The sequence below is a fragment of the Rickettsia endosymbiont of Halotydeus destructor genome (assembly GCF_049278075.1).
Lineage (GTDB): Bacteria > Pseudomonadota > Alphaproteobacteria > Rickettsiales > Rickettsiaceae > Rickettsia.
Genome location: NZ_JAPNPB010000001.1, coordinates 1 through 26,223 on the forward strand (window position 1 = coordinate 1; position 26,223 = coordinate 26,223).

Here is a 26,223-nt window from a genome sequence, read left to right on the forward strand (position 1 = left end):
CCTAGCTATAACGACCAGTTTGTTTATTTGCAGCCTTTTTTTCTTCTAATACCCTACTTGTATGCTTTCCTATCGGCTCCTTAGGTACTTCTTTATCTCCTCTAAATTTAGATTTTCCTAAATTAATGATGCTTTCTGCAATTACTCCTAAAACTTTTGGATCTGTTGATAACTTTAATACCGATCCTATCATGGAAATATATTTGCCCTTACTAAATTTATCGGTAATGTTAATTAAATCAGGGGTATGGCTAGCTGCTATTTTAATGAGCTTTTCCCCATCTAATTTCAATTTTTGCCCTATTGCAGTTTTCTTTAGAAACTCGTCTACTACAGGCCCTAAAGCTTCTGCATGTTTTGTTAGGAGATCGGGTAGTTCCTGTTGAATAACCTGCTTTATTTCCGGGTTATCATTCTGTAGTTGTATTATTGAACTAACTAATCCTTTCACTTCTTTTGATTTTTCTTCTTTGGGAAGTGATTTAATTAGCTGAGCTTTTTGTATTATATCAGCGACTTTATCACTGTCAGCAAGGCTGGAGTGAGCAAGCTTGGTGAGAGAGGGCAAAGCATCTTTTATGAAAGGTATTGAGGCATCTACCGCTTTATGTAGCAGGGCTGGTTCCATACCGGATGTTTTTATTTTTTCTGTTACCATAGGATTATCTAATATACCTAATATATGCTGTTTATTAGTATCGAGGTATTTAGGTAACTCCTCTTTTAACATGGGAGACAAATTATCTACAATTTTTTTAGTATTATTTATTAACTTTACTACTTCAGGTTTCTTGTCTTCTAGCAACTTCTTTTTATCCGCAGTGCTTAAGCCATCCGTGCCTAGATTCGTATTAGCCCAAAGTTGATTTTCCTTAAATTTGTTAAAAGCTTCTATAGCAAGTGGAGCGCTTTCCACTAATTTATCACTGGAATTTGCAATTAGCTCTATGGTATTTGTGATTAGTTCAGGTGCAACAAATTTTTGTACTTTGTTGTTTAGAATATTTTCTGTAACCTGACCTAATTCTTTTTGATTTTCAGGATTTTTTAAAAATTTTACTAAATTTTCCTTAAGAAGAGGATTTACTTTGTCTGCAGTGATAATATCATATACATTCTGTAATATAATAGCTTGAGATCCCGGGCCTTTTTGTTTTAAATTTTTATATATTTCCTGTATTTTTGGATTTAAATCGCCTGCTAATCCATTAGAGGCCAAGTCGACTGCCAGGGTAGTAAGTTCCCTAATAAATCTGGGGCTTAATCCTTCTAGTATATTTATTTTTTCTTTCGCAGGAATTTGCAATTTTGCTTTTACTTTACTAGCAAGCTTTTTATCTAGAAGGGGTGTAAAAACATACGGAGTAAAAACATACTGTAAGATGGTATCTTTTGAGGCATCAGATATCACTCCAGAATGCAAAATAGAAGAGAGATTTTGTACTATAGGCTCCAAACCTTTTATTGTCTTGAGAGCAAATTCAGTCGAGCCTGGTTTATCATCGGCTTTTTTAGCGGCTTTAAAAGCTTTTACGTCCTCAACCAATTTTTTTACTTCTGTTATGGCAGTTATACTACCTCCAAACGTATTTGTAACCGCACTTGTAATGTTGTCTATTATACCTAAATTATTAGTAAGCGTTAAATATTCTTTATTTAACCTGTCATATGTTTCACTACCGGTATCAACGCCAACAGCGGTAAGACCAGCCTGCCAGTAACTAAGTTTTTGATATTCTTCTTTAAGTTGCTGTGCAAGTTCCTGTTTTCTCTTATCTTTATCAACAGGCTCGTTTGGGCCTGTTGCTGAATCTTGATTTTTAGACATTGCTGATACCTTTATAATTTAATAATAAGCGTCCTAGATTCTAATTTTGATATTTTAGTTTATTCCTCCCCTTACCGTAATTCAATTAATTTCACCATAGCACTGTTAACAAAGTTTTTAATTGAGGGATTTTTAGCTTATTAGGAGGGATATTAATAGATTCGTATTTATGAATTGTTTAGGGGGTAACACACGATACAAAAATCACTTATTTTGTAATAAAATTTCCTATAGACTTTATTATATTATTCTCAAAGGCTTTAAAAACTCGTTTGCCTATTACTATTACTATAAACGTAATAATAATCCCGTAAACTATATCAGCCGGATAATGCATAGCCAGGCTTATGCGTGCTAACGATACTAAGCCGATAATACAAATTGCTATTATTTTAAACGGTAAATTAAGATAAGCGCAGGCAAAGTAAGTAACTAATAACGCAAGACCTGCATGGCTACTAGGAAAGCTGGATAAACAACGCTCAGTTTCAGTATTTATAATTGTTGTAAAGCTACCTAAAGGCAAACTACAGAAAGGTCTTGGCAAGTTAACCGAAAATTTAAAGGCGGTAAATGTTAGACCGAAAATTGCATACACAATCCCAATCTCTATTAATTTATTATATTTCTCCCAAAACATATTTTTCTGCAATTCATTTAAATTTTTAATTTTCTTTAATTGAATATATAAATATATACAGTATAAAATATATATTACGGCAAAATTTGTAATATTAAAACAAAAGGAAATAAACTCCAAAAAATATGGTAATATGCCAATATTTGTAACCTTATTAAGGAATAAAAATATTTCTTGATTTAAGCCGCCAAAATTGTAAAAGATATTATAAAAAACTTCAAACATTTATTTTAAATATTTTATGTTGCAAGTAACGATATTAGGATGCGGAGCATCTACCGGCGTACCGATGATAGGATGCGATTGCAGCGTCTGCTCGTCCGATTCAAATTATAACAAAAGAACCAGATCGGCAATATATATTAATGATGAACATAGTCAAATCCTTGTTGATTTTGGTTATGATATAAAATATCAATTAGTGCGAGAAAAAATAAAAACCTTGGATGCTGCAGTATTAACGCATAATCATTCAGATCATGTAAACGGTATTGAAGATTTACGAATATTTTATTTTATTCAGAAGAAGCCTTTGGGAATTTATACTGATCGTGCTACTGCTACAATATTACATGAACGATTTGACTATTTATTTTCTAGTAATTTTTTAGCCACTAAACCGTTTGATTTTTTTGACAAAGTTAAAATCAAGACTATTGAAATACAATTTTTTAAGCAGAATCACGGAGCAATCGATAGCTTAGGTTTGCGCATAGGGGATTTTGTTTATTCTCCGGATGTAAATGATTTTCCACCTGAGTCGGAAAAATTTTTAAAAGATATAAACATATGGATTATTGATTGTATGGATTATACATCAAATGCAAATCATGCAGGACTTGATAAGGTTCTAGAATGGAATGCAATATATAAACCCAAACAAATATTATTAACTAATATGCGCCACACAATTGATTATCATAAAATTACAGAAATATTGCCCCCTAACATTAAGCCGCTTTATGACGGCTATAAATTTACGGTTTAGCTGATGATAGCTCTTGATAAAGTTTGTAAGCGTTACGGTAAGGCTTATGCTCTTAAGAACATTACCGTAGATTTTAGTGAAAAAGAAACAACTGTCATAATCGGTCCTTCCGGTAGTGGCAAGTCAACCTTACTGCGTGTTTTAAATAATTTGGAAGAACCGAGTAACGGTTACTTATTGGTTGATGATAAAAAATTACTACCGAAAGATAGAAGAAAATTGCGGCTAAAAGTTGGAATGGTTTTTCAAAACTTTAATCTTTTTCCGCATTTAAATGTTAGAGATAATTTAATTTATGCACCGGTAAATGTTTTAAAAATGCCGAAAGACGAGGCTATAATTAAAGCAGAGGAGTTACTCGGGAAATTTGGTTTAAAACAAAAAATTGCTTATTTCCCGACTAGTCTATCCGGAGGACAAAAACAAAGAGTAGCAATCATAAGGGCTTTAATGATGAATCCCGAAATTATTTTATTTGACGAGCCTACTTCGGCGTTAGACCCAGAAAATATTAAAGATGTTATAGAAAATATCTCTTTATTAAAAAAACAAATAAAGATGATAGTCGTAACCCATCATCTTAAATTTGCTAAATCTATAGCCGATCGGATAATTTTCATGGATCAAGGGCAAATTTTAGCTAACCAACCGGTTAAAGAGTTTTTTACTAAACCAGCATCGCATCGAGCTAGGTTATTTTTAGAAAATATTGGCGATTTAATGTGAGACTCGATGAACTTCAAAAATTGGCTACGTCGTCTTATAAGTTCTGCGGTGCTCACGTATAAGTATACGCTGCGCTCCTCGACTTATAGACCGATTCCTCTTCTTGAAGTTGATCTTCGTCTACCACTCCTTCATTTCATATGAGCAATATATTTAGGAAAATGAGTAGTTACTATTATTCTTGTGGAAAATTGTTACGTGGGGAGTATTTTTTATATCATTCCTAGCTAAAGGCAGGAATAGCATAGAAGATTAAAATAACACCAAAATAAAAATTATGATAAGTAAAAACCTTATAAAATCAATTCTTATTTTCTGTATTGGTATATTTGCTATTTCAATTCTATATAAGTTTATAGATGAAAAATTTCCGAAGTTTTTTGATGATTCTCAAAATTTTGTAGCATTTTTTTCATCAGTAATAATATTGATTAGTTTTATATATAGCTTTTTTAGTCAAAATAACCTGCGAAAATTTTTCCTGCAATTATCAGGCTGGGGAATTATTTTTTTAGTAATAATAATCGGTTATGCTTTTAGATTTGAATTAACTTATGCAAGTCAGCGAGTATTATCGGTATTAATCCCTTCGTATAGCTGGGTTAACCGGCAAGGTGAAATCGTTATAGCCCGTAGTAGTGACGGACATTTTTATATCGATGCTTTTGTAAATAATATCAAAATCAAATTTATGATCGATACCGGCGCAAGCGATGTGGCTTTAACAGTGCAGGATGCTAAAAAATTAGGATTTGATTTATCAAAATTAAATTACAATAGAGTCTATCTTACCGCCAACGGCGAAAGTAAAGCTGCTCCTATAACATTAGATAGTGTAACAATCGGTAGAGTATTTAAAAATGTTGAGGGACACATAGGAGCAGGGGGGTTAGATATTTCATTACTCGGTATGTCGGTACTTCAGCGTTTTAAAAGTTTTGAAATAAATAAGGATATGCTAATCCTGAGTTATTAGCTTATATATCCAACAAATTGATTAACATCCAGGCTTTCGTTGCTCGCTCACTTTTGATTCGGCCCAAAGTACCAATAAACTGTTATTTACTCGTCTCTTACTACCAAAACAGAAATAGCAGAATGACGAACGATTTTGGAAGCATTAGGTCCAAGCATATAATCCCTTAATTGCGGTCTTACTGCCGAGATAATTATTAAATCTGCTTCTACCTTGCTAGAATATTGAATTATTTCGTCATAAACCGCCCCGCGTCCGATATAATAATCAGCTTCAATTTCATCTGGCACATATTTTTTTATTAGTTCCTGTACCTGTTTTCGATGTTTTTCTTTCTGCTCCTTAACCCAGTTTTTTGGCAAATAATCTTCCACCATCTTCATACCAAAATCAGAAATCACATATATAAAATGTAATTTGGCCTGAAAAGTAGTAACGAAAGTTAATGCTTTCGGTAATATTGCCTTAATAGATTTTTCATCTACTAAATCTATCGGTATAATAATATTTTTATACATAAATATTTTTTTATAATTTATTTTCTATTTCTAACTGCTTCGTGCTTTGGTAAAACAAAATTATTAGTATCAGCAAAATATTTAATATCCAAATTTTGTAACAGATAATTTGAATGTTTAAAACTTGCAACATTTCGATGAAATGCACCGATAAATTTATCTAGCAATTCGAATTCTATGTCTTCTCTTGTAACTAAAATTGCCGGCACGATAACCGTATTTTGATTTTCGGTAATCCCGGGATATAACTCTTTATGCAATACTCCCTTACGGAAAGCTCTATTAGTTTTTATTAACTCGGTTATCCTAGCATTTTCAATGGCAACAAAATCAACTTCACAGCTATTAGCAATAAGACTTATCAAAGGATTAGGATGTCCTACCATCATCATTATAACATCAATTTCCTTATTGCAAAATTTCTTAATGGAATCTTCGTAATTAATATCAACATCTATCGGTTCTTTTGTAAAATTGTATAATTTACGTACTGCATCATAGGTAATATTGCTACTAGAAAATGAAGGCCCATTAGATATTCTTTTACCTTCAATATCAGCAAAGACTTTTATTTTATCATCATCTTTAGCAATAACAGTAAAATATTCATCATATAAATTTAACACTTGCCGGAAATTTTGCATTTTTTCCTGTTTGTCATAATATCCTATCCCTTCAAAAGCTTCTACCGCAATATTCGCCTGTACTAAGGCCAAATCTATTTTCCCTTCTTTTAGTAATTTTAAATTTTCTACTCCTCCGCTTGTCGGAACTACCTCGCATTTAATATCTTTATTAGTAAGTTTAATAGTTTTACATAAATCAAGTCCTATCGAGTAATAACCTTTTAAAATAGAACCGGAGCCGATTCGTACTAATTTTTGTTCAGCCAAAACATTGCTATGAACGAAAAATATACTAACAACTACAAACCACAATCTTATATTTTTCATAATATTATACATTTATTAAACTAAATATCTTCCTTATTAGAGTAGCTTTACTATTCTCAATAATCAAGATAATTGTGGTACTGACCATAACATTAATTGTCCTCCGTAAACTTACTTTAAATTCTCATTACCAGTGCAGTATAAGCAATCGCGACCGCATCGGCTTCATCGGCATTAGTAATTAAAGAAGTACCGGGCAAAAGGAGTTTAATCATATGTAAAATCTGATGTTTTTCTGCATGCCCATAACCTGTTACCGTTTTTTTCACCGTATTAGGTTTAAATTCATGAAAATCAATATTATGCTTACCAATAAGTGCCATAATAGCACCTCGTGCATAACCAAGCTTTAAAGACGTTTTTTTATTCATATTAACAAAAATTTCTTCCAAACTTACCAGTTCTGGTTTGTATTCTAATATTACTTTTTCTAAACAAGAAGTAATAAAAGCAAGTCTCATATCAATAGTATCCTTACTATTAGTTTTTATGACACCGCTATTTATATATATTAATTTTGTAGCTTCTTTGCTAATTATCCCCCACCCGAGATTAGTAAGCGCTGGATCAATGCCAAGTACAATCATAAATTTTAGTTTTTAAGTTAAAAGGGTGTTTTTCATGGTATTAAACATCGTTTGCGGAGTTATTGCTGCATGGATACCTAAATCGTCAGCGACCGAAGGAAGCGCAGCAATCTAAAATACTTCGCGCGTCATTGCGAGGAGCGTAGAGACGTGGCAATCTAGGCTCTGTGCACCTAATTAAAATAATTCAATTAGGTGCACAGAGCCTAGAAAATAATAACATTATATAATATTTTTATTAGATTACCGCGTTGTTGCTATCGCCACTCCTCGCAATGACGGTTAAAGTATCCACACAAAAATACGCTTAATCGTGACTACTAATTTGTAGTATTTTAAATAATGTTCCCATTTGATCTGGAGAAATTAATCTATTTACTTGCCGCTCTATTATTTTTGCCTGAGCTGGAGCAATTTTATCCTGTAATATCTTACTACGTAATAAAATACCGTTTTGGGTAAGAAACTCTCGCTGCGATATTGTTTCGATTATATGTAAACCGGTATTTTTTGCTACAGATTTTAAAGCATAAAAATCAACATGTGCCGAAAGATCGGCCTTACCTAAATTTTCAAGAAGGGGATGATATTTATGATTTTTTATAGCCTGAATAGTTGAGTTATATTGATTTCTGGTTCTGTAATTTGGATTTATGTCATAACCGTAATCTATAACCAGACAACTTCCGCTTAAATTTTTTAGATGATCGCTAATAAATTGCATAATTTTTATGGAATCGTAAGATTCTTCCATAACTGCGCCGTCATTTGCCTCTACATGAGTTTGTAATAGATAATCCTGTAAATTTTTATTAATGGCTATTTTATCAAATTTGATTTGATTATCTAGCGGCTCTACAGTACATACCCTCTCATACCATAATTCTTTAACCTTAATATACTGCTTTATAGGTATTGCATCAAAAAATTCGTTAGCGATTATTATAGCAGGAGTTTTTGCTATATTTTCTACAAATAAATGATGATTAATCGGCAAATTTATATCTTGCAAATTTGTTTGCTGATTTGTAATAAAATTGGGGTTAATTTCAATTAATTCTATTGTTATGGCTTGATAAAATTCCGGTACTAACTTTGCAACACGAAGTAAATCACGCATTAATAGCCCTCTACCCGGGCCAAGTTCTATAATACTAATTCGTGAAGGACAACCGATTTTTTGCCATTCCTTTATACACCACAAACCAATAATTTCACCGAATAACTGAGAAATTTCAGGAGCGGTTAGAAAATCTCCATCTGTACCTAACATATCAGTATGTTGATAATAAGAAGACGGGCCTGAAGAAAGTACTTCACGCATTAATTGATCGCAACTAATATAACCGTTTTCTTTAATAAACTGTCTTATTCTCCACTCGATCGACATTGTGTTTAACTTAACAATAATTTCAATTTAGACAGTATCTCGTTTATAAGCGTTTTATCTAATATCAGAAATTTATTCGCTTTGCGTGCTTTCCAATCCATAGATCGAACTTGATCGCATAATACTGCTCCGTTTATCTGCTCAAAGCCTATTTTTACTTCAAATGGATAACCTTTAACCTGGCTAGTAATAGGGGCAAATAAGGCAAGACCACTTTTAAGATTATATTTGTAGGGGCTGAGAACTACAGCTGGTCGTGTCTTTTGAATCTCTTTGCCTTTTTGTGGTTCAAAATCAAGCCATACTACATCTCCCCTTTCAGGTATATATGTCACCATAATTCATTACCTTTAATATCATCGTCATTTAATACTGCATGATGGCGATTAGAATCAGTAATATTATTTAGTAATGTATCTAATTCTGATATTTCAGCACTAATAATTAAATGATTGCCAGTTATTTTTAAATTAACAAAGGTACCTTGTTTTAAATGTAGTTTTCCAGTTAAATATTTAGGAATTCTAATTCCTAAGCTATTTCCCCATTTTTGAATTTGAGTCTGCATAATATTATTTAATAGTTTATCGTATAAACAAGTATATACAGCAAACTTAAGTTTTGCAAGTTATTTTCAGTGTAATTAAGTATATACCCAACAATAGCATAGGAAATGACAAAATTTGTCCCATTGTTAGCGTATCAAAAATAAAGCCGATTTGTATATCCGGCTCTCTGAATATCTCAATAATTATCCGAAAAAGAGAGTAAACTACTAAATATATACCAAAAGTTAAACCCTGTTTTTTAATAGTTTTATATTTAAATACCGAATAAGCTAAAATTAGAAATAATATAAAACCTTCAAAAAATGCTTCATATAACTGACTGGGATGGCGAGGTTGTAAATCACTGTTTGGGAAAATCACTCCTAAAGAAGAGTTAGTTACTCGACCGTATAATTCCCCGTTGATAAAATTGGCTATTCTACCGAAAAATAACCCAATCGGTGCAATAGTTGCTATAATATCCGCAAGGCTTAGCAGGCTAATATTATATTTTTTGCAGAAAAAATAAGCAGCAATAACTAGCCCGATAGTACCGCCGTGGAAAGACATTCCTCCTTCATAAGTTTTTAAAATCTCAATCGGGTTTGCTAAATATTTATGCGGGTTATATAACAAAACATAACCAAGACGCCCCCCTATTATTATGCCGATAATGGCAAAGGTAACAAAATCATCTAAATTTTTTTTAGTAATTATAAGGTCAAATTTTCTTATAATTTTACCCGCGTACCACCATCCAAGTAAAATACCCATAACGTAAGAAAGCGAATACCAGGAAACAGCAAGCGGACCTATAGAAAAAAGAATTGGGTTAATATTCGGAAAAATCATAAAAAAAGAAATTTTAGTTGAAAAATATAAAATTTTAGTCAAGATATATATTTTACAAATATATTATTTCTAACCAAAGGCGGAAATAACATATTAATACTTCTAGTTAACCAATTATACAACCATAATAATAACGGTAATAATATGCAATATTTTATAGATTTATACGATAAACTCGGTGCTGAAATTATAATGTTAATTATTATGTTTCTTTCTCTCCTTCCTTTAATTTTTATTATTAAAAAATTGGTTTTTGCGCCTATCAGAAATTATATGGCCAAGCATCATCACGACGATTATGAAAAAATATTAGGAAAATATGCTATATTTCGCTATTTACTCCATAGTTTACTTGGAATTTATTTTATATTCTGGGGTAATATTTTCAAGCCGACTTCCTTTGGCTCTCATATATTAACAGGCGCCAAGGATACCGTAGTAATATTATATACTAGCGTATCCATCACAATGTTACTATTAGCCGTTACTGATGCTGCCACCGATCTTTATCAACGTAAAATAAAAACTACTTCGAGGACTGCGCCTTTTACTTTATACTTCCAGATATTAAAGATATTAGTAATATCTATCGCAATCATCGTAACTATTTCCTATCTTTTAAATATTTCACTCGGTACATTTTTAACAAGCTTAGGTGCAGCGGCAGCTTTATTAACCTTTGTCTTTAAAGACACTGTTCTAGGTTTACTTGCCAGTGTACAGCTTACTGTTCAAGGCCTAATTAATATTGGTGATTGGATACGTGTCGGCGATGTTGAAGGAACTGTTGAAAAAATTACTATTTCGGTAGTAAGCGTTAGAAATTTTGACCAGTCTATCTCGACTATTCCAACTTATAACATCATTAATACTAATGTAACTAATTACCGTGGAATTAGCGAAGCGGGAGCCAGAAGGATTCAGCGAGTTCTTAATATTAATATGTCAACTATTAATTTTTGTGATACTACTATTTTACAGGAATTAAAAAAATCGCCTTATCTCTCAAAAAATGTAATTGATAATATTAATCTTAATAGTGAAAATAAAGATTTGACCAATCTTAAAGTATTTAAACTATACATACACGAATATTTGAAAGCCAACCCTGCCATATACCAGGAAGGCTTTACTTTTTTAGTAAGGCAGCTTGCACCGACAATTAACGGCTTACCGATTGAGATATATATTTTTGTTAAAGAGGTCGGTACAGTCGGTTATGAAAATATACAGGGCAATATTTTTGAGCATTTGATTTCTGTATTACCAGAATTTAACTTAACAATATTTCAAAATGTAGGGATAAATAGAGTGGTTAAGGTATAATTTTTTGTGCAAATAAGTTAAAGCACATTTTATGTCATTATCTTTTTTCTTGAGAGTGATATCAAATGCAATTAATGGTAAATCCCTTGATTATTTTATATAAATAATATAAAACTCAAACTATAAATATTGAACAACTAAAGACTTTAGAATGAATCATAACATAATTAATTTAGTAGCGGCAGTTGTATTGTCGTTAAGCATTATTTTCGGTTGGCAGTATTTTTATGAAAAACCAAGATTAAAAAAGCTTCAGCAACAGGCAACATATACTAAAAAAATAGAAAATTTAAAAAAACAGCAGATACAGTTAGTAGAACCTGAGCTTAAGACTGAAGATGCAGCTTCTTCGAAACGTATTAAGATAGAATCCGGTTTGCTTACCGGCTCTATTTCATTAAAAGGACTTCGGTTTGATGATTTAATTTTACGTAAATATAAGCAGGATTTGTCAAAAGATAGTCCTGATGTAGTATTGTTTGCGCCTGCTACTTCAGAAAATGCCTATTTTGTTGAAACCGGTTGGGTAAGCAACGTGGGCGACGTGGATTTGCCGAATAGCGAAACTGTCTGGCATAGCGACGGTAATCTACTCACTCCGACCAGCCAGGTTAATTTATTTTGGGTAAATAAGGACGGTATTAAATTTCTAGCCACTATTAGTTTGGACGATAACTATTTATTTAATATAGAACACACTATAGTTAATAACGGCAACAACGATATTCCTGTTCAGTCTTATGGTTTAATTAACCGTAAATATATTTCATCTGAAAAAGCCGTCAATATACTACATCAAGGTCCAATTGGTTGTATTAATGAAAATCTTGAAGAATATTCCTACGATACTATTAAAGATAAGAAGAGTGAAAAATTTGCGCCCGGTATTGTAGATTGGATAGGAATTACTGATAAATACTGGCTTGCTTCCTTGATTCCTGACAAAGTAAGTCAATATAGTTCCAACTTTAATTATGCTGCCAGCCAGGGAATGGAGAAATTTCAGGTAGATTTTATCTCTCCTATACAAATTATAAAAGCAGGTCAAAATTTTACTATTTCTCATAAGCTTTTTGCCGGAGCAAAAAAAGTTGATTTGCTTGATAAATATGAAAAACAATATAACATTAAGTTATTTGATAGAGCTATTGATTTCGGTTGGTTTTATATTATAACTAAACCTGTTTTTTATGCGATGAATTTTTTCTATCGTTATGTCGGTAATTTCGGCATTAGTATATTAATTGTTACCGTTATTATTAAGCTATTAATGTTTACCTTAGCTAATAAATCATATCGTTCAATGAAAAAAATGAAGAATTTACAACCGGAAGTTGATCGTATAAAAGCTTTATATAGCGAGGATAAAGTACGCTTGAATCAGGAAATTATGGGGTTATATAAAAAAGAAAAAGTAAATCCGGTAGCGGGGTGTCTACCGATACTTGTACAAATTCCGGTGTTTTTCTCGATATATAAAGTGTTATATGTAACTATAGAAATGCGGCAAGCACCGTTTTACGGCTGGATTAAGGATTTATCGGCGCCCGACCCTACTACAATTTTTAATTTATTCGGGTTAATACCCTTCTCACCGCCTAGCTTCTTAATGATTGGAGCCTGGCCTATTTTAATGGCTCTAACCATGTTTTTGCAACAAAGAATGAGCCCGCAACCTGCTGACCCGGTACAGGCTCAGGTAATGAAGTTTATGCCGTTAATTTTCTTGGTAATGTTTAGCAGCTTCCCGGCGGGGCTGTTAATTTACTGGTCCTGGAATAATATTTTATCTATAATTCAGCAATATTATATTAATAGGTTAGATAAGTAGTTAATTGCAAGAACGATTGGGGCCGTAGTAAAGCATATTCTATGTCATTCCCGTGAAGGTCTTGCCCGTGAAGGTCTTGGTTCGTGGATCGAATTTTAGTCGTCCATTGCGAGGAGATTCGATAGCCACGACGCGGCAATTTAGTTTTTGTCATGCTGAACTTGTTTTAGCCTCTCTGGTAAAAATATCCTGAAATAAATTCAGGATGACTATTGTCCAGATTGCCACATCGCTACGCTCCTCGTAATGACGTTGAAAAATCTATACAGCATCGCCAAAGCCTTGCAAAAACAACATATCTTTATGACAAATAGAAATTATTAATTGATGAAAATTGATAAAAATTTACCGAATTACCTAACGATAGCTAGAATTACGGTTATTCCGATTATCGTAATGACTTTTTATCTGGATAATCCCTTTGCTCATAAGCTTGGGGCAATTTTATTTATTTTAGCCAGTATTACTGATTTTTTTGATGGATATATAGCCAGGAAATTTAATTTAATTTCAAATTTTGGCAGAATGTTTGATCCTATAGCAGATAAAATATTAGTCGGCTGTGTTATTATAATGTTATTAAAAAAAGATATGGTTGGGGAAGTTCCGTGCTTATTAATTTTAGCTAGAGAATTTTTAGTTAGTGGTTTGCGGGAATTTTTAGCATTAGTTAAAGTAAGCGTGCCGGTATCACGGCTTGCAAAAGTCAAAACATTTTTGCAAATGTTTGCTTTATCGATATTAACATTAGGTTCAAAAGGCTCCGGGATTGCTTACATGGATTTATTCGGAGAAATACTTTTATGGATTGCTGCTTTCTTAACGATTATAACAGGTTACTCTTATTTTAAAGCATGTAGTAAATATTTTTAAATAAAAGCATTTTGTGCTATATATATATAAAATATTTAATTTTAAGGTTAATTATGTTAACGAGTTTCAATCTTTGTGCCGATAATAAAAATGCTCTTTCCGATCAAAAGGTTTTAAAAGTAAAAGTAAGTAACGAGCATCTTAAGGTGCTTAATCAGGCTTCTACGCTTCTTATTTCCTGTGTGGATTTTCGTTTACGAGATGAAACTGTAGAGTTTATGAATAAATTAAACTTGCTAGATGATTATGATGAGGTGTCACTTCCCGGTTCATCACTTGCTTTAGTTAATGATCAATACCCTTACTGGGGCAAAACAATTGAAGATGTTATTGAGCTTTTACAAAAACTACATAATATTAAACAGGTTATTTTTCTTGATCATCGTGAATGTGGAGCTTATAAGCTTTTAATTGGCGAGGAGTATCTAAAAACTGAGGAAGAAGAAACGGCTGCTCATGCAGAAATTCTAAATAAGGCGCGAAAAATAATTAATGAAAAATTTTCTAACCTTAAAGTTTATACATTTTTAATGGGGCTTGACGGGGTAGTAGAGCAAATTTACGAAGAGGATGAGAAATAAATCGTATATCATTTTCACGAAAGCGCGGCATTGTTGCGTGGCTTAAATTTTCTTTGTATTGCTGCGTCGAAACTGCGTTTCTCCTCGCAATGACGGGGTTTTTTGTAAGGATGCCAGTCCACGCAATGTCATTCCCGCGCAGGCGGGAATCCAGAAAAACACTTAAAATAAACAAAAATTATATAAAATTTACTATATAATTTGCTTAAATACTTTCTGGATTCCTGTTTTCACGGGAATGACATAAGGAGCAGCAGGAATGACATCAAAATCATAACACTATACTTAACTCGTTATTTTGTATTGTTACTTTAACATTCATACCGCTAGTTACTTCACCTGCTAAAATCATCTTAGCTAAGTTATTTTGTATTTCTCGCTGGATGAGGCGTTTTAAAGGTCTTGCTCCAAAACTCGGGTCGTAACCTTTTTCGGCTAAATAATTCAAAGCTGGCTCGTCGAATTCTAACGTTATATTTTGCTGTAATAAAATTTTCTTTAAATTTTCTAGCTGGATTTTAACTATATCGTGAATATTATCACGGTTTAAGCGATGGAATAATATAATCTCGTCTAACCTGTTTAAGAATTCTGGTTTAAATACGGTTCGCACATATTCCATAACTTGATCTTTTACTTTATATGTATCTTCGCCCTCTTTCTGATTTACTAATATCTCTGCACCGAGATTAGAAGTTAGAACAATAATAGTGTTTTTAAAATCAACCGTGATGCCTTGGCTATCAGTTAGCCTGCCCTCATCTAATATTTGTAGCATGATATTAAAAATATCCGGATGAGCTTTTTCAACTTCATCAAATAATATTACCTGATAAGGACGGCGACGTACCGCTTCGGTTAATACGCCTCCCTGATCATAACCGATATAACCAGGAGGTGCACCGATTAACCTTGAAATAGCATGCTTCTCCATATATTCCGACATATCAATACGTAAAATTGCATTACGATCATCAAAAAGAAAATACGCAAGTGCTTTAGTTAATTCGGTTTTACCGACACCGGTCGGACCTAAAAATAAGAATGAGCCAAGTGGACGGTTAATATCCTGAATCCCTGCGCGTGATCTACGAACTGCATCACTCACGCCTTTTATCGCTTCATCCTGTCCGATTACCGACTCTCTTAACTTTTGTTCCATAACAAGTAACCGCTCACGTTCACTAGATAACATCGTGTCGATAGGAATACCGGTAATCTTGGAAATAATATTTGCTATATCGCTCTCTAATACTACTTCTTTTAAAACATTTTTTCCGCCGTTTAACTCTATTTCTTTAATCTTTTTTATTAATTCCGGAATAACGCCATATTTTAATTCGCTTGCTTTAGTTAAATTTGCGCTTCTCTCGGCACGCTCTAACTCCCCTTTTACTTTTTCCAACTCCTCTTTTAATTTTTGTTCAAGCTGCATTTTTGACTTTTCCGCTTGCCATTTTGCCGTCATATCATACGAAGCTGCTTCAAGCTTATTTAGCTCTTCTGTTAAATGAGTAATTTTCTTTTTCGAATGCTCATCATTTTCCTTACTTAAGGCAGCTAGTTCCATTTTTATCTGAATAATACGACGGTCAAGCTCGTCTAACTCCTCTGGTTTACTTGATAATTCAATCTTTAATCTACTGCAAGCTTCATCAATTAAATCAATTGCTTTATCAGGCAAATGACGATCGGTAATATAACGATTTGATAAAGTAGCTGCTGCAACTATTGCACTATCGGAAATTCTAACTGCATGATGTAGCTCATATTTCTCTTTAATACCTCGAAGTATGGAAATAGTATCCTCAACTGTCGGCTCGCTAATATAAACAGGCTGAAATCTTCTAGCTAATGCTGCATCTTTCTCGATATATTTGCGATATTCATCTAAAGTAGTTGCACCTATACAATGTAATTCACCTCTCGCCAACATCGGCTTTAAGAGATTAGAGGCGTCCATTGCCCCATCCGTTTTACCGGTACCGATTAGCAAATGTAGTTCATCGATAAATAAAATAATCTCACCGCCGGCTTCCTTAATCTCCCCAAGTACCGCTTTAAGCCGTTCCTCAAACTCACCTCGATATTTAGCGCCAGCAATAAGTGCCCCCATATCCAGCTCGATAATACGGCAATTAACCAAAGTTTCCGGCACGTCTTTACTAAAAATTCTTTGTGCAAGCCCCTCAATGATAGCGGTCTTACCGACACCGGGTTCACCTATAAGCACAGGGTTATTTTTCATCCTGCGTGATAATACTTGCACCGTTCTTCTGATTTCTTCATCTCTACCGATTATTGGGTCTAATTTGCCGTTTTCTGCAAGCTCAGTAACATCTCTGCCATATTTTTTAAGAGCGTCATAACTATTTTCTGCCGATTCGGTATCAGCTTTTTTACCCTTTCTAAGTTGTAAAATCGCAGCGGCAATTTTTTTATTAGTTATTAAGGCATTCGCAAGGAGCTTGCCGGCTACACCGTTATCATAGGTTAATGCTTCAAGAATACGCTCAATCGTTATAAAGCTGTCACCATTATCTTTTGCAAGGCTCGCGGCTTTTTCCAGACATTTCAGGCTTTCGGTGGCAAAATAAATCTGTCCGCCACCTTCTATCTGTATTTTTGGTACTTTATTTAGCTCTAATTGTAAATTATCATTAAGGTTATGCAAGTTACCGCCAGTTATATTAATAAGGCTTGCGATAACTCCAGTTTCTTCACTTAAAAGACTAGCTAATATATGTAATGGTAATATTTGTTGATGATCGTTTTTAGCGGCAATAGATTGGCTACTTGTTATCACTGATTTAGCATGTGCAGTAAATTTATCAATATTCATATAAATAATATATTTTAATTAATAAGATTAAATATTTTCATTAGATTATCTTTATATAATTATCTTAAACTAAGAATACAAGGATTTATAAACTTACAAAAGAGTTTAAATTATGGCGCAGTCTTTAAAAGAGCAAGCGGATAAAAATAAAGAAGTTCTTTTAGTACAAACTCAAGAATATCTAAAAAATCCTGATAATGTCAAACCTTTAGAAACTAATAGAGAAAAAATTAAAGAAGCTATTGAAAAAGGTAATTTTAGCGAAGCATTACAAGGTTTAGAAATTTTACGAGAAGAAAAAACCGGTATAACGCTTACTAAAATTGAGGGTAAAGACGGCAGTACTCCTATATTGATACGTGACGGTCGTAATAATCCAAACGAATCACGTGTCTTAGGTACTGAAGCCTTTGAGATGCAATATTTAAATGCTATCAGAGGAGCGATAGATATAGCAGAGGGTGAAAATAAACCTGAACTTGTGTCGCAATTAAATAAAGAAGCAGTAAAATTTATCAATAGTTTTAATGCCCTGAATATGAAAGAATCTCAAGCTAGCATTTCCAAAAATATGCAAGATGAGATTGACGGGGTTGCCAAATTACTAAGTGAAAACGGTATTAAAGACGCACATAAAAAATTAAATGTTGCTAAGGATTTTCAAAATTTTAACGATGAGCATTGTAACATTGTAACACTTTCAAAAGTAACCGATAAGCAAGGTAAAAATCATACGGTAATTGAAGCAGAAGTAGCATTAAAAGGACTAACGGAAGAGCAAAAGCAAGAATATCAAAACAGAGCTGATAAGAAATGGTTTACAAAAATGCCAGTTTGGGAAAGAAAGCTGGTCAATAAATATGCTGAAACAATAAACGCCGGCAACCATGTTATTCCTACCCAATTGCGGCAAATTGTCGGTATGAAAAACGCTTTTGAGAAAATTACCGCAATAGCTGATGAAGACGGTAAAAATTTTGAACCATTACTTACATCTAAACATGCAGGTACATTAGCTTCGCTTTCGTATGATGAAGATTCTAGGCAAGAAATTGCCAACCAAAATGCTAGACAAGCTAAAGAATTCATAGGAAATAAACGACTTCATGCAAATACTTTAAATTCCGGACCTGTAGGATGGGGAGATGACCCAGAGATTGTTAAGCAAACTCAACAAGCAATGGCTCAAACAGAGAGTAAAATTACTAATACTGCTTTTAATAGTTTTAGATTATCGTCCTATGCTAACGATTTTAGCGGTGTTAAAAGCACGCTTAGTACAATAGCTAGCACACTAGAAGGACAAGAGTTTGATGACATTAAAACTCATCTTAAACCACAAGGAACATTGAGTAAAATTTTGGGTCTTAATAAGCCTAAAGGTAACGCAAAAGAGTTAGTAACTAAGCTATGGAACTCGCAAAAAATAGATGAGAAAACCGCTAAAATATTATTAGAAGCAGTAAACTTAAAAAATGATGTTGAAAAAGCTGATGTGCCTGTACGTATATTTGGTGATAAGGAAAATATTAACCTTAAAATATCAACTGCACTTAATGCTCTAACAGAAAAAATAACTAATATTAAAGACGGACCTTTAAGTAAGATACCTAAAGAAGAAATATTAACCATGTGTGCTAGCGGTAAGGATAGAACCGCTCTTAAGACGCATAATCAAACAGCTCAAGCGATTACCAAAAGATTAAACATACCGATAGACGAGGTAGATAAACACGTACTCAACAACGGTCATGCTGCCGAGCAGGCAGGTAGTATTTATGCCGGCGGCGCTACTATCGGGTGTTACGGAACAAAAGGAGAAAATAAAGCAGGTATTCCAAAAAGCAGAAAAGAATTGCTCACTCTTATAAAGGAAATAACAGCTAAAACAAATAAAATTAGAGATAAAAAGGGAGTAGATAAAAAACACGATAAGGAGTATGAAAAAAATCATCCTCAAGAATCAGTTACAACTCCGATTAAAAATATAGCAGTGCAAAAAAAGAAAATTATACAGTCTTCACCACCGCCGTTTAAGCCTTCAATAAGCCCGGTATCTGCCGTAAAAAATACAAAAGAAAGACAAATAAGATAAATAATTTTATATTTATTATTACACAAAAGTTAAGAATCATTTATATTTACTGAAATTTAATTTAAGGAGAAAGAATGTCAAGAGTTGCAGTAATAACAGGCGGTACAAGAGGAATAGGCAAAGCTACTGCTATTGCATTAAAAAATAAAGGTTTTACAGTGGTAGCCAATTTTTTTAGTAATCATAATGCCGCTAAAGAAATGCTTGAAAAACATGCAATAATATCTAAACAGTGGAATGTGGCAGATTATGATGAATGCCAACAAGCAATCAAAGAAATTGAAGAGGAATACGGAAAGCCGGTAAGTATTTTGGTTAATAATGCAGGTATTACCAAAGATGGAATGCTACATAAAATGACTCAAAAAGACTGGCATGACGTTATTAACGTTAATCTTAATTCCTGTTTTAATATGTCGAGTAGCGTGATTGCGCAAATGCGTAACCAAAATTACGGTCGCATCGTTAATATCAGCTCTATCAATGCTCAAGCCGGTCAAGTGGGGCAAACTAATTACTGCGCCGCCAAAGCTGCACTTATCGGCTTTACCAAAGCGCTAGCTAAAGAATCAGTTTCTAAAAATATCACCGTTAATTGTATTGCTCCGGGTTATGTCAGAACGGAAATGGTCGGGCTAATACCTGAGGACGTATTAGCAAAAATAGTTTCTACAATTCCGATGAAAAGACTTGGGGAACCGGAAGAAATAGCCAGAGCCGTAGAGTTTTTAACCGATGAAAATGCGGGGTTTATCACAGGGGAAACTCTATCAATCAACGGCGGTCATAATATGATATAATACGAGCCATATTTTAACCTTCTGATTGTGGGTATCTCTAGTCAATATTGTTGCGTGAATTGGAATCGGGACAAAAAATACCGTCATTGCAAGGAGATGCTAGCTATTTCCGTGGCAATCTAAAAATAATAATAACTTCGTCATTGAGAGCGAAGCGAAGCAATCTAATTTCTCATAAGGTTGCCGCGCTCCTTTTAGTCGTGAGCCATGACGGTTGGGGTATCCACGCAATAATACCGACTTACAATGACGCAGTAAAATCTATCTACGCAATAATGTCGCCTCTAGCCTGCGAGCGGAACTACATAGAATCCCTCAGAAGAATCATCGCTAGAAGAATCATTACCATTTTCCAACTGTAGTTGCTGAGCGTTAAAACTCTGGTCACTTAATAACAGTTGATTATTTTCAATAAATTTTTTAGCTATTTCATGTTTGGGAAAAAGAACTAGCATATCCTTAATTATATGAGGATAATGTTTATTTACTTCTATTAAACATTCGAGATTTTGGCTATTAGCTAAAACTTCAAACATTTTGTTCAATATTGCTAGTCTTGCTAAATCACCCTTCCAAGATAAAATATTATTTTTGCAAATTTTTTTAATATAATCTTCTTTGAAATAGTCACTTACTCCCAGTGTTGTACTGAAATAGCCTTTTTCAGTAGCCCATTTTCCTCGTAGAGTTTGAACTTCTATTTCTAATAAATCACTCTTAGGAATAATATTTTCTATTAATTTTATAGGTTCAAAACTTTCTAAAGCCTCTTTGTATGTATCTGTTAATAAATTAGTTGAACTCTTTAAAATAGTTTGTATTTGCTTACAAAAAAATACCTTCTTATTTTCCAATATTGATTCATGATTCTTGAATAAATACGTTAAAAAAAGACTGACATCCTCAGCAGCTAATTTGACAGGTGCCTCTTCTTTATTCGAAGAAAGAACACCAAATATTTTTTGCTTTAGATAAGATAGAGGAGCTAGTTGCTTTTTATCTTTTATAAGTGGATTTAAAATTCTATCTCTGTTTGTGTCAGTTATTGCTAAAGCAAGCTCTCCTAACTCTATATACATTTTATTCGTGAATTCAAATTTCTCTGCTCTAATTTTATTTATACATTCTGTACGATTTTCAACTTTTCTGCCTATCGTATATTCATATACAGTAGCACTAAATTCATGAGCTGAACATATAAAAGGGCCAAGAGCCGGAAGAAAAAAGGTAGTAGCCATTTCTGCACCATTAGCTAGATAGCACGCCCATATCTTTACGGCTTTACACTGCATTCCTTCAAATTTATTAAGTTCTGCAGCTACTATGTTAGTACCTAAAATCTTATAGGCTTCAAATAAATTTACTATAGTATAATGAAATGTTTGGCAATATTTGTATAATTCTAGATTCTCATTTTTAAGTCTCGTAATAGCTTTAATTACGGCAGCTTCTCGAGTTCCTCCAATTATGTCTAATATTTCTTGTTGATTATCTACTGTTCTTATTACCTCCCCTAAAGCTTGGTTTATCGCCTCTATAGCTTGGTCATTATCCGCAAATTTATTTGCTACTTTGTACATTACTCCTGCAAACTCTGCACGTGTTACAAAATCTGAAGAACTCTTTACAGAACTAGTTAGTGCAAAATTTTCATTTCTTACTAATTGAAAATCTGAAGAGTTTGTTTCCTCCATCCCTAAATCTTCTTTAACTCTTTGAAAGTATCTTTTGATCTGTTTATCGTTAGGATCTAATTCAAGGGCTTCCTTAAAATGGCAATATGCACGCCGTAGACTCTTTGATTCATAAAAAACTAATCCTTCTTCATACAACTTAGCAGCTTCTTCGATCTTTTTATCTTTCATATATTAAGATATATTTATGTTTATAAAATTTTATCCAAAATTATTGTCTCATATAATAGAGTTGCTTGCGTCTATACTTCAACCGTCATTGCGAGGAGATGCGTAGCATCGACGCGGCAATCTTATGAAGTTAGCTAGATTGCTTCGCTTTGCTCGCAATGACGAAGTTGTTATTATTTCTGGATTGCCGCACAGCTCAGCCCCTTGCAATGACGGAGTTTGTTACAAGGATTTCGATTCATATAATAACACTCAACATAACTAAAAATTACTATAAAGAACGACACACTACATTATTTACCTAACTATCAGGAAATCCATTACCTGCTCCCGTTATAGGCGTGTTATCGGGCGATGAGTAGCTATTAATTATTTCACTAAGTATGTGTAATCCTTCTGAAGTTTTACTGAATGCTTCTGCCTTACTATGATAACCTTCAGCTTCATCTTTGTACTTGTTAAACGCTTCTTCCAGGTATTTTACAGTTTTTAAATGTATAGTAGCTATCTCCTCACAAATTTTGGTAATTCTTAAATAGTCTTGAGTCAAATTTAAACCCTTTAAAATACTTTTAGCTTGTATTAAAGCTTTTACTTCATCATTCGGTAAAGGTAAATGTTGTTTTTGAAAATATTTAGCTTGCTTACACCATAACACCACTTGGGCATGCTTATCATAATTTTCATCATTTTGTTCTTTTGCTTCTTCACATTTTAACACTTTTTTAAAGGATGTTTCTTCTGCTTTGAGGTCATCAGTATAATAATAATGCTCTAGCGCCTCCTTATAATTTCCTTTCTTGAATTCTATTTGCCCTAATTTCTTATGAGCTTGTTCATTATCTTTATGAAACTCTATAGCTTTTTCATAAAAACTTTTTGCTTTTTGAGGATTTGGCTCTACACTACCCCTTTCACAGTAAATTTCAGCCATTTTTTTCTTATATTCTAGATTTAATTTATCTTTTCTACCAAAATATTCTAGTAACACTTCCAGTTGATTATAGAACCTCATATCCAAATTAGGTGTTATTGTTGCCGTAAGTAGCTTGTCATATATGATTTTATCAATATTTGTAACCGATACTAATCCGGTGAAGCCTTGCCATATTTCAGTTAATATTTCAGGGGTTGGATCTATAATTACATCATTTAAAACTTTTATGTTATATTTTATAAAATCGTTTAATCTGTCATTATCGTTAAGAAATAAAATTTTCCACGCTTCCAGTAATTTAGTCTCCATTAATATAAAACTTTTTGTCCATTCTTGCGTTGCAAAAATCGATTTTATGTTTTTTAAATCATAAATGCTATTTAAGGTGTCAGGGGCTAATTTTTTTATATTTTTTATAGAGCTACAAAAATTTTTTACAGCTAGTCCCAATTTTGCATAAAAGGAAGCTTCACCTGCTTTTATGTTATTTTTGAAAATTTTTACTAATTGCTCATTTACATTTTCCCCAACAGGTGCAATTCTATCAGTTAACATTTTAAACCAATTATCTTCGCCTGGAGAAACGTAATCCTTATTTATACTATTTACATTACTTAAATTTTCTTCTTTAAAATATCTTAGATAATCTATGTAATTGCTTACTTTATTTCTTAATGGTTCATTATTTAAAGCACAATATATTTTATCATTTAATATTAACAATTTTGTATTATTATCTGCAATCTTATCCAAAGAATTATCGGATAATTTTTTAAAAAGTTCTATTAGCGACTTTAATCCTTTAATACTAGGCGGAATTAGAATGTTATTAAAATATGATCCTCTTGACGCATTAAATACTATGGTCTTTTCATTTTGCCACTTTTTGCTTATTGCATTACTTATCTCATTTATGCTTTCTTGTAGTCCGTTCTTAATGAAGGATTGCAGACTTAAAAATTCCACTATGTTCATAGAACTTATCGTTATTTTATCATCTTTATTAGCTATGTTAGATTTACTTAAAATAGTTTGTAACTCTTTCCCTAAGATTAATTCTCCATGAGAAAAAGCAGGAATAATATAAATTGAATACCGCAGAATAGACATAATCTTCAGTTCTATCCTTACTATATTCTTTTCCGCTTCAGCCGTACAGCTCTTTAATTTAGGGGCGTAATCATTGTAAATACTCTCAATAGACTCAATTATATCTTTCTTTTCTCTATAGCTAAGAGGACTCGTAACAATAAAAGAAAAGTTATTTTTGGTTAACTCAATTTTTTCTAGTAAAATAGCAAGTTTTTGTACTTGACTTAGAAACTCCTTTTCATAATCGCTACCTCTCACATTAGTAAATTTATCTTTACTATCTTCTACGGTAAAAACAAATTTAGTATCTTCTCTTAAAATTTTTTGTAGATATAAGGCATTAACAGTTGCTTCTGATCTAGAAAGATTATTGTTAGGATAATTACTATCGCAAACTATTAAACCATCAGCCCCTTTTATTATATTGATCACAGGTTTGTTAGGCGACACAACATCTTGAGCAAATGAAGGCTTAGAAGGAGCCATTATTAATTTCCCTCCACTCTTCTCTATTTCAAGAGTTTTACGAGCCAATAAATTAGTTAAAATATTTTTATCATTAGTTGAATTTCCTAAAATAATTAAGGCTTTAGGAGTTTTCTCTAATGCAGAATTAGATTCCGTACTTTGCCTATTCAAACTGTTATTATCTTCTTTCAATAACGAATAAAACTTTTTATTATACTCATCCAACAATGATAATGTTTCCTGATTGAATTTATTTTCAACTATTACTTCCTGCTTTGGTTTATTTTCCTGAGGTTTTACTCCTGGTCTCTCTGTTTTTTTATAATTATTAATAGTACTTGTTGACGAAGAAAAGATTTTCTTTACAATCGCTGCTTTTCCGGATGTTTGCTCCGGTCCTGCCGAGGGTTTTAGCGTAGGAATTAATGGGAAAGAGGGTAAAGGCTTTAATATCGTTTCCGGTTCCGGTGTTTTTTGTATTTGTTCGAAATGTACTATGATTTCTTTCGGAATCGGAGTTTGTTGTTGTTCCGGCTCAAGCGTTGAAAGTGGGATTGATTGTACGCTCTCTGACTCTATTGTTAAGTTTTCCTTAGATATTACCGGCGATTTCAACTCCCACTTCTCAAGCGTTGGAAGCGGGGTTGATTGTACGCTCTCTAACTCTGTTATTGAGCTTTCTTTAGGTATTAACTCCCATTTAGGAGGTACTTTAGGGCTTACCTCCTCCCATATATCTAATTCGTCCGAGGACAATTTTGTAATAAGTGAAAAAGATAGGCTAATTTTTTTTTCACTTATTTCCTTATTCTTAATTAATAAGCTTTTAATTTTTGGCGAAAATATCATCTTCTTAACGCCAATAGTAAAAGTAAAATCTTCAATGTTAACATTAGGTAAGAGAGTTGCCAGCTTCTGCAACCCTTCATCGGATATATATATTTTATTATTATGGAAGTTACATTCCTTTAAAATGCCATTTTTTTGAGCCGCTAACCAATATTCAAACCCTTTATCACTTATATTATTGTCGCTAAAATCAATATTCTTAATAAGAGAATTCTCAGCTATATCAGCAAAAGCTTTCAATCCGTTATCCCCTATTTTATTTTTACTAAGAGAAAGAGTTTTAATATTTTTATTATCCCTAAAAGCATTAGCTAGAATTTTAATACTATCACTTGTAAGCTGATTATTAGAAAGGTCCACCTTTTCCAAGTATTTATGTTTTTCAATTACTTTCACTAACTTTTCTACTTCTGAGGCAGTAAAATTAATATTATTCAGCGTTAATATTTTAATTTCACGCGTGGTAGCCTCTAGTGTCTCGAGAAGTGTGTCTGTATTGTCCCATCTTTCTGTAACCATTATTTCATTAATATTTTCATTAGGTCTAAATAATTTCCTGAGAATTCCTTCTTCAATTTGTTTCATAATTCACACTACTAACCAGGTTTAAATTTTTTACTAAAAATTAACTTTAAAGGTATCCTGATAGCTTTAATTA

21 protein-coding genes are annotated in these 26,223 nt (G+C 32.8%); 9 read left to right on the forward strand and 12 right to left on the reverse strand.

Annotation, left to right across the window (positions count from 1 at the left end; translation table 11 throughout):
- Position 1: 1 nt before the first annotated feature.
- Entirely contained in the window at positions 2–1,828 is a 1,827-nt protein-coding gene (locus OTR29_RS00005) for a hypothetical protein (protein ID WP_422228624.1), read from the reverse strand.
- A gap of 208 nt (positions 1,829–2,036) precedes the next feature.
- Positions 2,037–2,693 (reverse strand): phosphatase PAP2 family protein, encoded by a 657-nt coding sequence (locus tag OTR29_RS00010; RefSeq protein WP_422228625.1) that lies wholly within the window; start codon positions 2,691–2,693, stop codon positions 2,037–2,039.
- 16 nt (positions 2,694–2,709) lie between these two features.
- On the opposite strand from OTR29_RS00010, the gene OTR29_RS00015 reads away from it, so the two are divergent.
- The 3 genes from OTR29_RS00015 (at position 2,710) to OTR29_RS00025 (ending at position 5,158) form a co-directional block, all read left to right on the forward strand.
- Positions 2,710–3,456 (forward strand): MBL fold metallo-hydrolase, encoded by a 747-nt coding sequence (locus tag OTR29_RS00015; protein WP_422228626.1) that lies wholly within the window; start codon positions 2,710–2,712, stop codon positions 3,454–3,456.
- Between the two features lie 3 nt (positions 3,457–3,459).
- Positions 3,460–4,182, forward strand: a complete 723-nt coding sequence (locus OTR29_RS00020; protein ID WP_422228627.1) for an amino acid ABC transporter ATP-binding protein — start codon at positions 3,460–3,462, stop codon at positions 4,180–4,182.
- Positions 4,183–4,462: 280 nt separating this feature from the next.
- Positions 4,463–5,158, forward strand: a complete 696-nt coding sequence (locus OTR29_RS00025) for a TIGR02281 family clan AA aspartic protease (RefSeq protein ID WP_422229046.1) — start codon at positions 4,463–4,465, stop codon at positions 5,156–5,158.
- Between the two features lie 86 nt (positions 5,159–5,244).
- Here the strand turns inward: OTR29_RS00025 and OTR29_RS00030 are convergent, their stop codons facing one another.
- The 7 genes from OTR29_RS00030 to lgt all read right to left on the reverse strand — a co-directional run bounded on the left by OTR29_RS00030 (position 5,245) and on the right by lgt (position 10,006).
- Positions 5,245–5,676: a universal stress protein gene (locus tag OTR29_RS00030; RefSeq protein ID WP_422228628.1), complete on the reverse strand. Its 432-nt coding sequence runs from the start codon at positions 5,674–5,676 to the stop codon at positions 5,245–5,247.
- Between the two features lie 17 nt (positions 5,677–5,693).
- A complete protein-coding gene (locus tag OTR29_RS00035) occupies positions 5,694–6,629 on the reverse strand; it encodes a TAXI family TRAP transporter solute-binding subunit (RefSeq protein ID WP_422228629.1) in 936 nt (311 codons plus the stop codon).
- Positions 6,630–6,745: 116 nt separating this feature from the next.
- Positions 6,746–7,216 (reverse strand): crossover junction endodeoxyribonuclease RuvC, encoded by a 471-nt coding sequence (gene ruvC / locus OTR29_RS00040; RefSeq protein WP_422228630.1) that lies wholly within the window; start codon positions 7,214–7,216, stop codon positions 6,746–6,748.
- Positions 7,217–7,523: 307 nt separating this feature from the next.
- Complete coding sequence (locus OTR29_RS00045; RefSeq protein WP_422228631.1) at positions 7,524–8,606, reverse strand: class I SAM-dependent methyltransferase; 1,083 nt, start codon at positions 8,604–8,606, stop codon at positions 7,524–7,526.
- Between the two features lie 5 nt (positions 8,607–8,611).
- Positions 8,612–8,944, reverse strand: coding sequence for an endoribonuclease MazF (gene mazF / locus OTR29_RS00050; RefSeq protein WP_422228632.1), 333 nt, complete (start codon positions 8,942–8,944; stop codon positions 8,612–8,614).
- Entirely contained in the window at positions 8,938–9,174 is a 237-nt protein-coding gene (locus OTR29_RS00055; RefSeq protein ID WP_422228633.1) for an AbrB/MazE/SpoVT family DNA-binding domain-containing protein, read from the reverse strand. The genes mazF and OTR29_RS00055 overlap by 7 nt, the downstream gene beginning before the upstream one ends.
- Positions 9,175–9,220: 46 nt before the next feature.
- Entirely contained in the window at positions 9,221–10,006 is a 786-nt protein-coding gene (gene lgt, locus OTR29_RS00060; protein WP_422229047.1) for a prolipoprotein diacylglyceryl transferase, read from the reverse strand.
- Between the two features lie 144 nt (positions 10,007–10,150).
- Between lgt and OTR29_RS00065 the strand changes: the two genes are divergently transcribed.
- The 4 genes from OTR29_RS00065 (at position 10,151) to OTR29_RS00080 (ending at position 14,617) form a co-directional block, all read left to right on the forward strand.
- Positions 10,151–11,332 (forward strand): mechanosensitive ion channel family protein, encoded by a 1,182-nt coding sequence (locus OTR29_RS00065; protein ID WP_422228634.1) that lies wholly within the window; start codon positions 10,151–10,153, stop codon positions 11,330–11,332.
- A 151-nt stretch (positions 11,333–11,483) separates the two neighbouring features.
- Complete coding sequence (yidC, locus tag OTR29_RS00070) at positions 11,484–13,163, forward strand: membrane protein insertase YidC (protein ID WP_422228635.1); 1,680 nt, start codon at positions 11,484–11,486, stop codon at positions 13,161–13,163.
- A 327-nt stretch (positions 13,164–13,490) separates the two neighbouring features.
- Positions 13,491–14,036, forward strand: coding sequence for a CDP-diacylglycerol--glycerol-3-phosphate 3-phosphatidyltransferase (gene pgsA, locus OTR29_RS00075; RefSeq protein ID WP_422228636.1), 546 nt, complete (start codon positions 13,491–13,493; stop codon positions 14,034–14,036).
- A 53-nt stretch (positions 14,037–14,089) separates the two neighbouring features.
- Complete coding sequence (locus OTR29_RS00080; protein ID WP_422228637.1) at positions 14,090–14,617, forward strand: carbonic anhydrase; 528 nt, start codon at positions 14,090–14,092, stop codon at positions 14,615–14,617.
- A gap of 271 nt (positions 14,618–14,888) precedes the next feature.
- On the opposite strand, the gene clpB is transcribed toward OTR29_RS00080, so the two are convergent.
- Complete coding sequence (clpB, locus tag OTR29_RS00085) at positions 14,889–17,459, reverse strand: ATP-dependent chaperone ClpB (protein ID WP_422228638.1); 2,571 nt, start codon at positions 17,457–17,459, stop codon at positions 14,889–14,891.
- A gap of 112 nt (positions 17,460–17,571) precedes the next feature.
- Here clpB and OTR29_RS00090 point away from each other — a divergent pair, with 112 nt between their 5' ends.
- Together OTR29_RS00090 and OTR29_RS00095 are read left to right on the forward strand one after the other, a co-directional pair.
- Positions 17,572–19,554 (forward strand): hypothetical protein, encoded by a 1,983-nt coding sequence (locus tag OTR29_RS00090; RefSeq protein WP_422228639.1) that lies wholly within the window; start codon positions 17,572–17,574, stop codon positions 19,552–19,554.
- A gap of 74 nt (positions 19,555–19,628) precedes the next feature.
- Entirely contained in the window at positions 19,629–20,354 is a 726-nt protein-coding gene (locus OTR29_RS00095) for an SDR family oxidoreductase (RefSeq protein WP_422228640.1), read from the forward strand.
- A gap of 284 nt (positions 20,355–20,638) precedes the next feature.
- On the opposite strand, the gene OTR29_RS00100 is transcribed toward OTR29_RS00095, so the two are convergent.
- Positions 20,639–22,219, reverse strand: a complete 1,581-nt coding sequence (locus tag OTR29_RS00100) for a hypothetical protein (protein WP_422228641.1) — start codon at positions 22,217–22,219, stop codon at positions 20,639–20,641.
- Between the two features lie 301 nt (positions 22,220–22,520).
- Positions 22,521–26,150: a hypothetical protein gene (locus tag OTR29_RS00105; protein WP_422228642.1), complete on the reverse strand. Its 3,630-nt coding sequence runs from the start codon at positions 26,148–26,150 to the stop codon at positions 22,521–22,523.
- Between the last annotated feature and the right edge of the window lie 73 nt (positions 26,151–26,223).